The sequence below is a fragment of the Clostridium sp. UBA4548 genome (genome assembly GCF_002387895.1).
Lineage (GTDB): Bacteria > Bacillota > Clostridia > Clostridiales > Clostridiaceae > Clostridium_J.
In genome coordinates, this window is sequence record NZ_DGLI01000002.1 from 62,691 (window position 1) to 77,168 (window position 14,478).

Here is a 14,478-nt window from a genome sequence, read left to right on the forward strand (position 1 = left end):
TAAAATTCTGTTAAATTTCTTGAATTATTGCATAAGTTGGGTTTTTTGTCGAATATGTAAACATTAAATGTTAAATTATTCAATTTAATTAGACACCTAGAAGGAAAGCAACGCTTACAAGATTTCATTTTTATAAAGATATTTTCATGTGTTAATAAAGCAAGTTACTACTTAAAAAGTATTTTTCATTTTTTCACTTTTTCATTTCAAAATCCGAGATTAGTATGTGCTTAAATATATTTATATATTCTACTTTCCTATAAATTTATAAATTTTTAACAACTTATTTAACAAAATCTTATCTGTATAGTTTTTTTATAATAAACTTATAGGATTACTAAAATTAAATTGACTTTTATATATGAGAAGTTCCTATAGAAAAAAACTATTCTATAGGAACTCTTTATAATTATAATCTCCTTAGGGTTATTTTTAAGGCTATCTTAAAATTCTCTAAGGTTAATTGTTCTATGAACTATTAATAAAAGTAAATAAATTCATACCTAAAAGTATAAATATGCATTGCATATAGACTCTATTTAATTTTATATCTCACTAACAAACTAATAAAGCTAACAAAACTAATAATTTAAAGCTTATTATCTTATATACTGAGATTTAGGATAACCTTCTCTGTACTTACCCCTTGTTTGAAGGCCTCCAACACCCTTTATTCCTGTAATGGTATTTTGTATAGCATCTTGCAAATCTACAATTTCATTAATATTGGTATAAGCAATTTTTTCACAAATCATTACAGGGTCCAGGCAATGTATAAGAACTCTGCTAGGGGAACTAGCAAAATTAGCACCCGCATCCAAAAGCGCCTCATAATTTGATTGGCAGGCTCCTGCAAAAATAACTAATTCATCATAATCAGACTTATAAGCTCTTAAAATAGATACACATTCCACGAAATATCTAGAATTCCTATAATTACTTAAATCCATATAATCGGGAGCATCCTTTGTCATTCCATCATGCCCAGTAATAACTACTATATCAGGATTTACTTCCTTAACTAGGTCTAGAATTTCTAAAGGTTGATCCTTTTCTGCTATAACTTTTCCTACAGCTTCAATAGAAAGTTGCTTGTAGGTTTTTAGACACACTTCCAAGTATCCTGGATCTCCATCTATGTGAAGGACTTTTCCTGGTCTTCCAAAAAACATTTCTTTGTTTGGCATGGGTATAGGGTTATTAGTTTTACTCTTTCGCCCCTTTACATAATAAGTATCCTCTAGAACCTTAGCAGGCTCCCCTCTATATTGATTCCCAGATCTACTTAAGAGGATTTTCTTAATAGAGGCATTAACCTTCTTGTTAAACACCCTATCCATTTCCCCTAATTCATCTTCACTTACTAGCTCTAAATCTTCCTCTAGGCAATCTGCTTCAATTCTAATATTTAATCCTTGAAGGATAAACTTTTCTACCCCATACTCTTCTCTTATATCAATGATTTTAAAAACAATGTCCCCATCATAAGATCTTCTTACTACTCTATCTCCAATTTTCATAACATCATCTCCATTAAAGACTTGTATTACATACTATGTACTTTTATTAGTAATGGTGAAGTTAATTATTATTTTTTTATTTGTTGTTATATATTTAAACAATTTATTAACATTGATATATTTTTAACAAAACCTATTGCATTTTTTATCCAAGATTATATAATGTAATTAGTTAAATAAATAACAAACTTTCAAGGGGGTATATCCTATGTCAAAACCAACTAACACCATACCAAATTTAAAAAATAAGGCTTTAAACATAGATTCTACAAGTGTATCATCTTCTGTTCAAAGTTTAAAAGAAGATCTACCAGTTAATATTGAGAATACTGTAGAGATGAACATTGATAAACTTGTATCAAATGCAAGGCAAGCATATATGGATTTTTTAGCTTATGATCAAGATAAAATAGATTTAATAGTTAAAAAAATGACAATCTCTGCTTTAGCTAAGCATAGAGAACTTGCAAAAATGGCAGTAGAAGAAACAGGCATGGGAGTTTATGAGGATAAAATTACCAAGAATATTTTCGCTTCTGAGTATGTTTACAATAGTATAAAAAAACTAAAAACCGTAGGAATCATAAGTGAGAATGATGAAGAAGATTATATGGAAGTAGCAGAACCAATAGGAGTAGTTGCAGGAGTCACACCAACTACAAACCCAACTTCTACTACAATTTTCAAATCACTAATTGCTATTAAAACAAAAAATCCAATAATCTTTAGCTTCCATCCAAGAGCTCAAAAGTGCAGTGTAGAGGCTGCAAGAATTGTTAGAGATGCAGCAATAAAAGCAGGGGCTCCAGAAAATTGTATTCAATGGATTGAAACCCCTTCTATAGAGGCTTCTCAAAAACTAATGTTCCATCCTGGAGTAGATATAATTTTAGCTACCGGGGGCCCTGGAATGGTTAAATCAGCTTACTCTACTGGAAAACCAGCACTAGGTGTTGGAGCTGGAAACGTACCTTGCTACATTGAAAAAACTGCCAATTTAAAAAGGGCCGTAAATGATCTTGTACTTTCAAAATCCTTTGACAACGGAACAATTTGCGCCTCTGAACAAGCAGTTATTATAGATAGAGAAGTGTCTGAACAGGTTATTGACCTCCTTAAAGAACGCAGATGTCACTTTTTAAATAAAGAAGAAATGAAAAAACTTCAAAAGATTGCTATAGATGAAAAAAGGCAATCTATGAATGCAGATATAGTTGGTCAAAGTGCTGAAAAAATAGCTAAAATGGCTGGCATAGAAGTTCCAGAAGGAACAAAAATTTTGATTTGTGAGCTTGAAGGCATAGGAGAAAAATATCCTTTATCAAGAGAAAAGTTAAGTCCTATTCTTTCAATGTTTATCGTTGATACTACAGAAGAGGGAATTCATCGTGCCGAGGAAATGATTGACTTTGGCGGTCTTGGACACTCTGCTGTACTGCACTCCACTGACAATAGAGTTATGGAAGAGTTTTCAAGAAGAGTTAAGGTTGGAAGAATAATTATCAATTCCCCTTCTTCTCAAGGAGCTATAGGAGATATTTATAATGCAAATTTACCATCTTTAACTTTAGGTTGCGGAACTATGGGAAGAAACTCAACTACTCAAAACGTAAGTGCACAGAACTTAATTAACATTAAAAGAGTAGCAAAAAGGAGAGTTAACATGCAATGGTTTAGAGTACCAGAGAGAATCTACTTTGAACCTGGCTCATTACAATACCTAGAAAAATTGCCAGGAAAAAAAGCTTTTATAGTTACGGATAAATTTATGGATAAACTTGGTTATGTATCAAGAGTTATGAATCATTTAAAGAAAGCTAACTTTGATGTAAATATATTCTTAGATGTAGAGCCAGACCCCTCTACAGAAACTGTAATGAGAGGAACTGCTCAAATGAGAAGCTTTGAACCGGATGTAATCATTGCCCTTGGTGGTGGTTCAGCTATGGATGCCGCTAAAGGAATGTGGCTTTTCTATGAAAATCCTGAAGTTGAATTTGATGGCTTAAAATTAAGATTTATGGATATCCGAAAAAGAGCCTTTAAATTCCCTAAACTAGGTAAAAAAGCTAAAATGGTAGCAATTCCAACTACTTCTGGAACAGGTTCTGAGGTTACGGCCTTTGCAGTTATCACAGATAAAGCTAATAGCATAAAATATCCCTTAGCTGATTATGAGCTAACTCCTGATATTGCAATTATAGACCCAGAATTAGTTATGACAGTACCACCTTCTGTTACTGCGGATACTGGAATGGACGTATTAACTCATGCTATAGAAGCTTATGTTTCAGTAATGGCTTCTGACTATACTGATGCCCTTGCATTAAAAGCTATTGAGTTAGTGTTTAAATATTTACCAATAGCTTATAGAGAGGGGAACAATGCCCTTGCAAGAGAAAAAATGCACAATGCTTCTTGTATAGCTGGTATGGCTTTCACTAACGCCTTCCTTGGAGTTAACCACAGTATAGCTCATAAGCTGGGTTCTGAATTCCATATTCCTCACGGAAGAGCAAATGCTATAATGCTACCTCACGTGATAAGATATAATGGAAGCAATCCAAGTAAATTAGTATCCTTCCCTAAATATGAGTACTATAAAGCACCTGAAAAATTCCAAGAAATTGCTAAACACTTAGACTTAGGACATAGTACTCCTGAAGAAGCTATTAATAACTTAGTGGAAGCTATTAAAGCTTTAATGAAGGAACTTAATGTACCAACTTCACTGAGCCAATGTGGAGTTTCTAAGGCTCATCTAGACTCTGTACTAATGGAGCTAGCTGATGAAGCCTTTGAAGATCAATGTACTACTGCAAACCCAAGGCTTCCACTAGTAAGTGAAATTGCAGAATTAATAACTAATGCTTACTAATATTCATTAAAGCGTACTAACCGCCGCTGGTATAATTAGCGGTGGTTAATATAAATAGCTATAGTTAGTAGCAATAATTCCTACTAACAATTAGCACTAGATCTTATTAATATCACTATTGCATTACTATAAATTACCCCTTATAGTAATTACTAAGTAAAATTAAAATCCCAGGCTATGAACAGCACACTCATAGCCTGGGATTTTACTTGTGATCTCCTAAAATATATTCAAGTTGTTTTACTGTGGTAGAAGCATTAATTCTAACTCTTTTTAGCTTATATATCCCTTGAGAAATATTACTGTACCCTGGTTTTGTTGTAAACCCAACCTTATATCCTAAAGTTTCCGCAGCCTTTATTGTATCTTCATTAAACTTCCCTACTGGATAACATATTGCTATAGTATTTTTATTTAAAAGTTTGTCTATTTTTAATTTAGATTCTTTTAATTCCTCTACCTGTTTCTCATAACTTAATCCATTTAACTCTAAGTGGCTCACTGTATGACTTTCTATATCTATATCGTTTCCAGAAAGCTCTTTAATTTCCTGAGAGTTTATATAGGAATTAGAAGTATCGATAGTGCCTGTAATAACAAAAATAGTTCCCTTAACTTTATACTTTTTCATCACTGGGAATCCATTAGTATAATTATCCTTATATCCATCATCAAAAGTTAATAAAATAGACTTTTTGGGCACAGCTTCTCCCTTAGTTATCGCATTATAAAACTCTTCCATGGATAGTGTGTAAAACCCATTATCATGAAGCCATTTAATATGTTCCTCAAACCTTTCCTTTGGCACCCTTAGTTCATTTCCTGCCTCATAGTTTATAGAATGATACATTAGCACAGGAATAAAATTTTCTTCTTTGTTATTGAAATTTTTCACCTCTACATTATGGTCTTTTTCCCTAAACTTTCTACTTTTCTTCTTTGCTACAATCTCCATAGTATGTAAGTCGTCTAACTCTGCCCCATAATCCCTACGTTCTTTTATTTGCTCTGCCTCCTTAAGACTCCTGATCAAAATCTTTTTGTTAGTTTCTTCAGTAACCACAGGAATTTCTCTAACCCTTCCATTATTACTAGTAAGAAAAAAAGTCCACCAGATACCTATAGTTGCAATAATCAGGCTGACTACCACTGGTAAAATTATCTTTTTCATTTTCCCCCTCCATACTTTCTTAAGCTTTTCCATCATAAACACGATTCTCATGTCCCTAGGAAAGTTTAGCTTAAGTATCCCCCAATTTCATCTATATTATAACAAAATATCCCATAAATTTCACCATATATTGCGTTTCTATAGATGAAATTTTCTTAATAAAACCTGTTAAAGGTATATTTTATTATAATAAAGCTACGCAAAAAATTTTTGCGTAGCTTTATTATCCTAACCACCTTGTGGAAGGATAAGTCTTCAATAAGTTTTTAATTATATAGAAGCTTTCCTTCCAAAGTCGTGGAAGAAAATCAACGTGCTTATTATAAAAAACAAAAAAATTATTCCACCTTATATGTGTTCTTAAAATCCTCAATAAATTTTTCGAATTTATCCTTTTCAGAAATTAACTCCTCCATTTTCTTGTTGAAGGTACCTTGTACCCAGTTAACCTCATTATAATAGTACCTATTGCAAAGTCTCCAATAACGCTGAGGAAAAACTAAAAATCCATAAACAACCTTATATTCATCTTCCCTTAAAGGCGAAACGCTATTATATCCATCAAGAATAATCTCAGCGAACTTAATATCCCAATTTTGACGCTTTAATACCTTAATCATAAAATTGGCTATGTCGTAGGCTCTCACTTCTCTTTTACAATAATCAAAATCTATTACATTTACATTATTTTCATTGTCTATGATTATGTTATGGTAAGTAAAATCATGATGGCAAAAACTCTTCTCCTCTTCAGTAATTCTGCATATTTCAAAGTAATTTGAACTATTAAGGATTTGTAGTGCTTTTTTGCTTTGTTCTTTGTAATAATCTACTGACTTTAAATAGCTAATATCAAAATCTGCTTTATGATTTTTCTTCTTTCTTACCATTTCTTTCATCTTATCAAAGGATTTGATTCTCTTTTCCATAAGATGTGGCCATCTTCCTAAGTCAGATTTTAACTTACTATTCTCTGGCGGCTCATACCCCTTCGAAGCAATGTGAAGCTTTGCAAGACATTGTGCTGCGATTTTCAAGTCTTCTTCATTATAAAAGTCACATTCTCTTCCCTCAATCCATTGAGATAAGGTGTAAATATCCTCATTAACCACTGCATATGGATTTCCTTCCGTATTTAAAAAGTATCTATCTATATTTGGAAACCCATTTTTATAAAGATGCTCTTTTGCACCATAAACAAATAATAACTTTTGAGTTCCATAGCTTATTTTCTTTAAGCACTTAACGCCATCGTTTGTCTTTAAATGATATACGCCTTTATTAGGCTTGATGCTCTCAATTTTTATATCGAATTGGCGTTCAATCTCAAATTCTCTCATCATAGTAACACCCCCTCTATAATTTATATGTGTATTTAACTTTTTTTAGAATAAGAGTTAACATATTTTAATGTGTTGTAATAATATACATTAATATAATGGTTATTTTATTTATTAAGTTTAAGGAGTAGTGATATGAAAATTGGTATAGATTCACGAGCTGCTAAATGGTATAGGGGCACAGGTATAGGAACATATACTTATCAGCTTATTAATTCACTAAATAAAATAGATAAGCTAAATGATTATTTACTTTTCACCCCTGAAGGCTATAGCAGTGATATTAAATTTAATAGAAACTTCAATATTAAATCCATTGCAGATACCATGGCCTCAAACTTTTGGGATGATGTAAATATCCCTAATGAACTATATGATAAAAATATAAATTTATACCATGTACCTCAAAATGGTGTTGGTCTTCCAATAGAAAAAAATCACCCTTTTGTTATTACCCTTCATGATACAATTCCTATTCACATGCCCGAAACAGTGGGAGACAGGTACTTAAACATCTTCCAAAAGGATATGGCGGGTATAGTTAGTCGTTGTGATGGAATCATTACAGTTTCTGAGTTTTCTAAAGAAGATATCTCACGGGACTTTAATTATCCAAAGGAAAAAATTTTCGTAACTCACCTAGCCAGTGAAGATATCTACAAACCCATAGATAGAGCTTTTTGCAAAGAAGTGCTGAAAAAACATTATGGACTAACCTCCAACTACATACTATATGTAGGAGGTTTTAGTCCTCGAAAAAACATTGTAGGGCTTATTGAAGCTTTTAGCAGAATTATAAATGTAATTCCAAAGGATACAAATTTAGTTATTGCAGGAAATAAGGGCAAATCCTACTCCATATATAAAGCCTGTGCTGAGAGATTAAAAATAGAAGATAGAGTTATTTTCCCAGGTTTTATATCCATGGAACATATGCCCCACTTATATAATAACGCTTCCCTATTTGTGTATCCTTCCTTTTATGAAGGTTTTGGACTTCCTCCTATAGAAGCTATGGCTTGTGGTATTCCTGTAATTACCTCTAATGTAACTTCTATCCCTGAAGTAGTTGGTGATGCCGCTTTGCTATTTAACCCAAAGGAGACAGAAGTTCTTAGCGAAAAAATTTGTGAAGCCCTGATGAATGAACACCTAAGAATTAATTTAATTGTAAAGGGTTTTAAAAAAGCAAGAGCCTTAAGTTGGGACAAAACTGCTATTGAAACTCTTAAAGCCTATGAAGCTATAATTAAAGCAACTTCTTAAAATTTATAGGACGAAACAAACCCTTAGTAATTTTAAAGTTACTAAGGGTTTTTCTTTTTATTATAAATGATTTTACATCTTATTATTTTCTATTCTCATGTGAATTAGCTTTTATGAATATTTGGGCAATGTGCTGTTCCCACTTTCTTCAGGTTATAAGTTGTAATGTTCTTTAAAACTCTCTAACATATCCTCTTTTTCCTTGAGATACTCAGTCTTATTTCTTAGTTTATAGATAAAGCTCTCTTCACTCCAAAGTTTTCTCTTTAAATAGTAATCTTTTATTAAATTACAAAAACCCTCTGGAATCCATAGCATTCCATATAAAACCTTAAGTTCTCTAGCATCAACAGGAAAAGTCCCCTTATATTCCTCTATAATTTCTATTACTTTCTCTAAATCATAGGCAAATCCCTTAGTTACCTTATTAATAATACTACAAAGATCACTAACTCTTAAATCAATCACTGCATAATCAAAGTCTATAAAATATGCCTTTTCATTATCAATTAATATATTATGATAAGCTAAATCTTGGTGACAAACAGCAATGTTATTCTCTTCCTTACAAAGACTATCATATTCTGATTTCTTTAGAATACTTATACCTCTTGCCATGTGGCTTATGAATTTATCTAAACTATTTAAAAAGAGTTCATCAAACTCATTCTTATTTTCATAGGTGGAAACTAGCTTTTTAAAATAATTAAGTTCTCCCAATTTTTTTTCATATTCTTCTATAGCTTTTTCAAGATTAGAGTACTTACTCCACTTTTCAACTTTAAACCCTTTAGAGCTTAAATGCATTTTAGCCAAAGTCTTTACAGCTATAGACACTTCTAAGGGGTTATTGTATTCACATTCTCTTCCATTGATTAAATCCATAACCACATAGGTACTATCTCTCCACTGAGTATATATGTCACCATTTTTATTTTTTTCAAAGTTAATGCCTTGGTTAAAGCCATTATCCTTCATATATTTTATTGCAGTGTTTATAAATTCTAATCTTTCTATGGTATAATCTAATTTCTTTAATATTTTATTACCCTTATTAGTTACTAAAATATATACCTTTCTAACAGGAATTACATCATCAACAGTAAAATTATAATTATTTAGTAGCTTCACGTCTAAATGATATCTACTTAAAAATTCTCTATCCTTAAATTTTGATTCTAACATTTCTTCACCTCATTTATGAAAGAAATACCATCTTCTCTTATGGCCTCAATAAACCTTTTCACATATTCCCCTTCTGTCCAGGATTTTTTATTTCTTCTATACTTTTCATAAATTTTCATAAACTCATGGGGATAAGATAAAAGGGATAAAATAAAAATCTTGCTATCTTCACCTAAGCCTTGCAGACTGCAGAACTTATCTACGCACCTACTATAATCTATAACAAAGCCCCTTTTCTTTAATTTATAAAGCAAATAATAGGCATCCATTTCCACTAAGTTGTAAGCTACATCTTCAAAGTTTACAATTTCTAAGGTTTGATTTTTAACTAAGTTATCAAAATCTACATCCGTAAGGCAAACTTCAATGTTTTTCATACTTCTTGAAATTAAGTCCATATAATTATTTTCTCCTATGCAATCAAGACACTGGACTGCTCTATTTAGCTGAACTTTACCTTCTTCTTGTAGAAACTTTTCCACCTCTCCTTTAGCCCCTTGATCCTCAATTTTATCTAAGTGTTTCCTTAATCTTTTAACTTGAACCTTATACTCTTCCACTAACTTACAGGTATCATTATTAATTCTTCTTTTTAAATATCCATTAAACCCACAAGACATATTATGAAACTCAGTAATAAGTTGTAACTGTGAAAGTACTCTTTCTTCTAACAATCTTCTACTTAGAGCTTCATTATTTTTCAATATAAAATCAACTTTCCTTACCCCTTGCTCCTTAGCATAGTCTTGAAAGCTGTCATAAAAAAATCTTCTCATAACACCACCTCTACTTATGTTTACTTTTTTCTCTTTTTTTCATTTTCTTTAAAATTAAAGATTGTTCTTCTTCCAATTCCTTAAGCTTTTTTTGTCTTCTTTTAATTTTTTTAAGAAGTTTAATTTGCTCCTTCATACCTTCTAACTTCTTGTCATAGTCTTCTACAGATAAAGAACTCTCCTCACGGCTTCTTTCTACTTGCTCTTCATAAAATTCGTTTTCTCTTTCTCTTTTTGACATAATACACACCCCTCCTTAACCTATTTTATAATTTGATTTCTCTAAAACTTTCTATAAACTCCTGTCTTTCTTCTCTATCCTCATTATAAAATCTAAGCTTTTTCATGAAAAACTCTTCTCCCCAAGGTTTTTCCTCCCAATAATACTGAATTCCCCTTTGCCAGTAATCCTGTGGAAACTCCATAAAGGCTGCCATAATAGGAATATCCTCATTACTGATGCTATGAATATTTCCATAAGCTTCAAGAATTTCTCTTGCACTGTGAATACTCCATTTATTATATTTCATTCGCCTAATGAGAAGGCTGCTCAAATCGTGAAGATGAGAGTCTAATATACAATAATCAAAATCAATTATGTTTACCTTTCCATCTCCACCTATCATCACGTTATGATGAGCATAGTCATGGTGACAAAACCCATTCTTCACCATTTCTTTTTTCATTTTTTCAACATAATTGCTTTGGGACAAATGAAGTATGCTTCTATCACATCTTTTAAGTTCCTCTTCCATAAAGCTTAGATAAAATAAATCAAACTGAGATTTAACCTCCTTTTTATCTATTCTCCTTTTAAAATCTAAAATTTCATCCTTGCGGGTCTTATAAGTTTCTATCCATTTAAGCCACCCCACCCTAGGTCTCATATTAGATTGAACCTTAAATCCTTCACTTTTATTGTGAAGATCTGCAAGCTTCTTAGCAGCAATAATTACATCAAGAGGATTATCATAATTACTCTCCCTAGCATTTACCCAAGGAGTTAGATAAGCAAAATTCTCCTCTAGCTTTATATAATCTAAGTCCTGAATAGTTTTAATGATTTCCGGAATATACTCGAAGCCGTTATTTTGAAGATGCTTAATTGCACCCACTATAAATAAAAAATGCTCAAATTCATACTTAATGATTTTTAAGCAGTAGATATTGTCCTCTGTATCAATTCTATAAACATTTTTTATCTTTTCTGCACGGCTAGGGGTAAAACCATATTCTTTCTCTATAAGGTCTTTAATTTTTTCTACCTCCAAGTAAAGCCCTCCAAATAGTGTTCTATATGTAATATATGAAACCTTAATATAATGTGTGTTTAATTTTGAACTACTTGTAACACATATTTCCCCTTTGACTAATATATAATATATACTTTTTTAAGGAGTGATTTCATGAGAATTGCAATTGATGCTAGAGGTATCAATTGGTATAGCGGTACTGGTATAGGCACCTATACTGAGAATGTTCTTAAGAATTTACTTAACATAGATAAAGAAAACTTTTATCAACTATATTGGTCTGGAGAAAAATATGAACAGTTCGAAAAGCCAAATTCCAATATAGTAATGTGCTCTAAAAAGCACCAAAGATTCTTTCAAGAACATTTCTTCCCAATAAACTTACAAGGTGAAAACATAGACTTGTACCATATACCTCAAAACGGAATTGGCTTAAACCCAGACATAAACTGTAAAAAATTGTGTACCATTCATGATTTAATTCCCTATATAATGCCCGAAACAGTTGGCCGTGGTTATCTTTTAAAGTTTCTAAGGGAAATGCCTATAGTAATTAATGAATCCACTGGCATACTTACGGTTTCTGAATACTCAAAAAAAGATATTCTAAAATTCTTCCCTATAGATGAGAGTAAAATTTATGTAACTCCTCTAGCTGCAGATAGTAAATACACTCCTCTTGATAAGGAAAAATGCAAAAGGATAATCAAGGAAAAGTATGGCATAGACAAACCTTTCTTACTCTATCTTGGAGGCTTTAGTGAAAGAAAAAATGTACGTTCTTTAATAACTTCTTTTGCTAAAGTAATGAACCATTCAAATAAGGAATATAATTTAGTAATCGTAGGTTCTTATAGGGATTCCTCTCAGGAATTAGTCAAGTTAAAGGATTCACTAAACATGAGCGACTATATAAAGTTCACAGGCTTTGCTCCTGATGAAGATCTACCAATTTACTATAATGCCTGTGAAGCCTTTGTTTATCCGTCTTTCTATGAAGGCTTTGGGCTTCCCCCTTTAGAAGCAATGAATTGCGGCACTCCTGTAATAACTACCAATGTAACCTCCATCCCAGAAGTGGTTGGAGATGGCGGAATACTAATTAACCCTTATAGTGACAAGGATCTTCAAAGTGCCATGGAATTAATTTTAAGCAGCGAAACCCTTAGGAAAGAATATAGCAGACTTGGACTTCAAAGAGCTAAGTTATTCTCTTGGGAGATAACTGCTAAAAATACCCTTGAAGCTTATAAAGATGTGTATAATAAGGTGCTAGAAAATACTTAAACTTATGGGCAGGTATATGCTCTGTTGTTTTAACGGAGTTAGCTTTTTTATGAAGTTTAAGAGGTTCTTCATGTTTGATACAAAGGCCTTGGCTATGTTTCTATGTTCATAAACCCCTTATCACTAATTTTTGCTTTATGAAAAATTATTTGTTATGTATAGTAAAAAACTTAGGTTCTCACCTAAGTTTTTCTAATTCTTTTATTTATTTGGCCTCTATCTCCAAGATTAATTACTATATTTATCAATTGCCTTCATAGTTTTAATAGATAATTAATAATCTTCATAAATATCTTACAACCAAAGTGTTTCTATAACGTTTAAGGTTCTATTTATAAAACCTTAGATAAGAAATCTATAGTTCTAGGATGTTTAGGACTTGTAAATATGTCTTCAGGAGTTCCCTGCTCTACTATATTTCCAGCGTCCATAAATAAGATTCTATCTCCCACTTCTCTTGCAAAACCCATTTCGTGAGTTACAACCACCATGGTCATTCCTTCCTTGGCAAGATCCTTCATTACAGTTAAAACCTCACCTACCATTTCTGGGTCTAAAGCTGAAGTTGGTTCATCAAAAAGCATTACATCAGGCTCCATAGCTAAAGCTCTAGCAATAGCTATTCTTTGTTTTTGCCCACCTGATAAGGAACCTGGATAGGCATTAGCTTTCTCCTTAAGTCCAACTTTTTCTAAAAGTTTAAAGGCTTTTTCCTTTGCTTCCTCTTCCTTAACTCCCTTTACCTTAATTGGCGCTAGTGTAATGTTTTCTAGCACTGTCTTATGAGGGAATAAATTAAACTGTTGAAATACCATACCCATTTTTTCTCTAATGTTATTAATGTCTGTTTTCTTGTCTGTAGTTTCCTTGCCTTCAAAAACTATAGTTCCGGAGGAAGGCTCCTCAAGAAGATTTAAACATCTTAAAAAAGTACTTTTCCCTGAACCACTAGGTCCTATAACTACAACAACTTCACCCTTTGAAATATGCTCATTAACTCCCTTAAGTACATGATTCTGTCCAAAGGTTTTATTTAAGTCCTTAATGTGTATCATTAGCCTTCAATCTCCTTTCTAAGCTTCCTAATATTTTTGATAAAGTAAAGGTCAATAGGAAATAGATCACTGCTGCCACAATAAGTGGTTCAAATGGAAGTGCTGTGTTTCCTCTCACAGTATCAGCTTTATACATAAGCTCTCCAATTCCAATTACAGAAACAATAGAAGATTCCTTTATTATAGTAATAAATTCATTGCCTAAAGCCGGTAAAATGTTCTTAAAGGCCTGAGGAATAATAATTAATCTCATGGTCATGGCTGAAGTCATACCTAAGCTTCTCCCTGCTTCCATTTGTCCCTTGTCTACAGCATTAATACCAGCTCTAATTATTTCCGCCACATAAGCTCCACTATTAATGGATAAAGTAACAATCCCTGCCAGCATATCTGGAAGATCAATTCCTAAAGCAGGCATTCCATAATAAACAATGTATAATTGCACGAGTATAGGTGTACCTCTTACAAACTCTATATAGGTACTAGCTATAAGCTTTAATATTTTATTTTTACTAAGCTTCATAAGACTTAAAAATAATCCTAAAACTGTTCCTAAAATAACTGTAAAAAACGCTATAAGTACTGTATATTGAGTTCCTTCAAGAAAGAACTTATAATATTTTCCTAAAAAACTAAAATCCAAGATCTCATCTCCCTTACTAAACTCACCCACCGGAAGGTAACCAGTGGGTAGAGTATTTTATTTAACTTAAACCATATTTGTTTGAATTTTTATAATATTCTATT

The 14,478-nt window shown here is 32.0% G+C and carries 12 protein-coding genes; 3 read left to right on the forward strand and 9 right to left on the reverse strand.

Features of this window, described 5'->3' with window-relative positions; all coding sequences use genetic code 11:
* Positions 1-599 precede the first annotated feature (599 nt).
* Entirely contained in the window at positions 600-1,520 is a 921-nt protein-coding gene (gene yabG, locus B3040_RS01505; protein ID WP_291569508.1) for a sporulation peptidase YabG, read from the reverse strand.
* A gap of 208 nt (positions 1,521-1,728) precedes the next feature.
* Between yabG and adhE the strand changes: the two genes are divergently transcribed.
* Entirely contained in the window at positions 1,729-4,398 is a 2,670-nt protein-coding gene (adhE, locus tag B3040_RS01510) for a bifunctional acetaldehyde-CoA/alcohol dehydrogenase (RefSeq protein ID WP_291569510.1), read from the forward strand.
* Between the two features lie 205 nt (positions 4,399-4,603).
* Here adhE and B3040_RS01515 read toward each other — a convergent pair whose 3' ends face one another.
* Together B3040_RS01515 and B3040_RS01520 are read right to left on the reverse strand one after the other, a co-directional pair.
* Positions 4,604-5,569 carry a polysaccharide deacetylase family protein gene (locus tag B3040_RS01515; protein ID WP_291569512.1) on the reverse strand — a complete coding sequence of 322 codons (966 nt, stop codon included), beginning with the start codon at positions 5,567-5,569 and terminating at the stop codon, positions 4,604-4,606.
* 338 nt (positions 5,570-5,907) lie between these two features.
* Positions 5,908-6,912, reverse strand: coding sequence for a CotS family spore coat protein (locus tag B3040_RS01520; protein WP_291569514.1), 1,005 nt, complete (start codon positions 6,910-6,912; stop codon positions 5,908-5,910).
* Positions 6,913-7,044: 132 nt separating this feature from the next.
* Here B3040_RS01520 and B3040_RS01525 point away from each other — a divergent pair, with 132 nt between their 5' ends.
* Complete coding sequence (locus B3040_RS01525) at positions 7,045-8,175, forward strand: glycosyltransferase family 4 protein (RefSeq protein ID WP_291569515.1); 1,131 nt, start codon at positions 7,045-7,047, stop codon at positions 8,173-8,175.
* A gap of 153 nt (positions 8,176-8,328) precedes the next feature.
* On the opposite strand, the gene B3040_RS01530 is transcribed toward B3040_RS01525, so the two are convergent.
* From B3040_RS01530 to B3040_RS01545, 4 genes are read right to left on the reverse strand one after another with little or no spacing between them, the layout of a single operon-like run.
* Positions 8,329-9,360, reverse strand: a complete 1,032-nt coding sequence (locus tag B3040_RS01530) for a CotS family spore coat protein (protein WP_291569517.1) — start codon at positions 9,358-9,360, stop codon at positions 8,329-8,331.
* The gene (locus tag B3040_RS01535; RefSeq protein WP_291569519.1) at positions 9,354-10,136 is read right to left on the reverse strand and encodes a hypothetical protein; all 783 of its coding nucleotides are present in this window, start codon (positions 10,134-10,136) and stop codon (positions 9,354-9,356) included. Before B3040_RS01535 ends, B3040_RS01530 begins: the two co-directional genes overlap by 7 nt.
* A 10-nt stretch (positions 10,137-10,146) precedes the next feature.
* The gene (locus B3040_RS01540; protein WP_291569521.1) at positions 10,147-10,377 is read right to left on the reverse strand and encodes a hypothetical protein; all 231 of its coding nucleotides are present in this window, start codon (positions 10,375-10,377) and stop codon (positions 10,147-10,149) included.
* A 25-nt stretch (positions 10,378-10,402) separates the two neighbouring features.
* A complete protein-coding gene (locus B3040_RS01545) occupies positions 10,403-11,407 on the reverse strand; it encodes a CotS family spore coat protein (protein ID WP_291569523.1) in 1,005 nt (334 codons plus the stop codon).
* A gap of 135 nt (positions 11,408-11,542) precedes the next feature.
* On the opposite strand from B3040_RS01545, the gene B3040_RS01550 reads away from it, so the two are divergent.
* Positions 11,543-12,676, forward strand: a complete 1,134-nt coding sequence (locus B3040_RS01550; protein ID WP_291569525.1) for a glycosyltransferase family 4 protein — start codon at positions 11,543-11,545, stop codon at positions 12,674-12,676.
* 332 nt (positions 12,677-13,008) lie between these two features.
* Here B3040_RS01550 and B3040_RS01555 read toward each other — a convergent pair whose 3' ends face one another.
* Both B3040_RS01555 and B3040_RS01560 read right to left on the reverse strand, forming a co-directional pair.
* The gene (locus tag B3040_RS01555; RefSeq protein WP_291569527.1) at positions 13,009-13,731 is read right to left on the reverse strand and encodes an amino acid ABC transporter ATP-binding protein; all 723 of its coding nucleotides are present in this window, start codon (positions 13,729-13,731) and stop codon (positions 13,009-13,011) included.
* Positions 13,718-14,374: an amino acid ABC transporter permease gene (locus B3040_RS01560; RefSeq protein ID WP_291569529.1), complete on the reverse strand. Its 657-nt coding sequence runs from the start codon at positions 14,372-14,374 to the stop codon at positions 13,718-13,720. The genes B3040_RS01555 and B3040_RS01560 overlap by 14 nt, the downstream gene beginning before the upstream one ends.
* Positions 14,375-14,478: the final 104 nt, after the last annotated feature.

What these genes read in the sequence shown, in the direction of transcription:
- yabG (WP_291569508.1), bottom strand. Translation starts at nt 1,520, where the DNA reads ATGAAAATTGGAGATAGAGTAGTAAGAAGATCTTATGATGGGGACATT.
- adhE (WP_291569510.1), top strand. Translation starts at nt 1,729, where the DNA reads ATGTCAAAACCAACTAACACCATACCAAATTTAAAAAATAAGGCTTTA.
- B3040_RS01515 (WP_291569512.1), bottom strand. Translation starts at nt 5,569, where the DNA reads ATGAAAAAGATAATTTTACCAGTGGTAGTCAGCCTGATTATTGCAACT.
- B3040_RS01520 (WP_291569514.1), bottom strand. Translation starts at nt 6,912, where the DNA reads ATGATGAGAGAATTTGAGATTGAACGCCAATTCGATATAAAAATTGAG.
- B3040_RS01525 (WP_291569515.1), top strand. Translation starts at nt 7,045, where the DNA reads ATGAAAATTGGTATAGATTCACGAGCTGCTAAATGGTATAGGGGCACA.
- B3040_RS01530 (WP_291569517.1), bottom strand. Translation starts at nt 9,360, where the DNA reads ATGTTAGAATCAAAATTTAAGGATAGAGAATTTTTAAGTAGATATCAT.
- B3040_RS01535 (WP_291569519.1), bottom strand. Translation starts at nt 10,136, where the DNA reads ATGAGAAGATTTTTTTATGACAGCTTTCAAGACTATGCTAAGGAGCAA.
- B3040_RS01540 (WP_291569521.1), bottom strand. Translation starts at nt 10,377, where the DNA reads ATGTCAAAAAGAGAAAGAGAAAACGAATTTTATGAAGAGCAAGTAGAA.
- B3040_RS01550 (WP_291569525.1), top strand. Translation starts at nt 11,543, where the DNA reads ATGAGAATTGCAATTGATGCTAGAGGTATCAATTGGTATAGCGGTACT.
- B3040_RS01555 (WP_291569527.1), bottom strand. Translation starts at nt 13,731, where the DNA reads ATGATACACATTAAGGACTTAAATAAAACCTTTGGACAGAATCATGTA.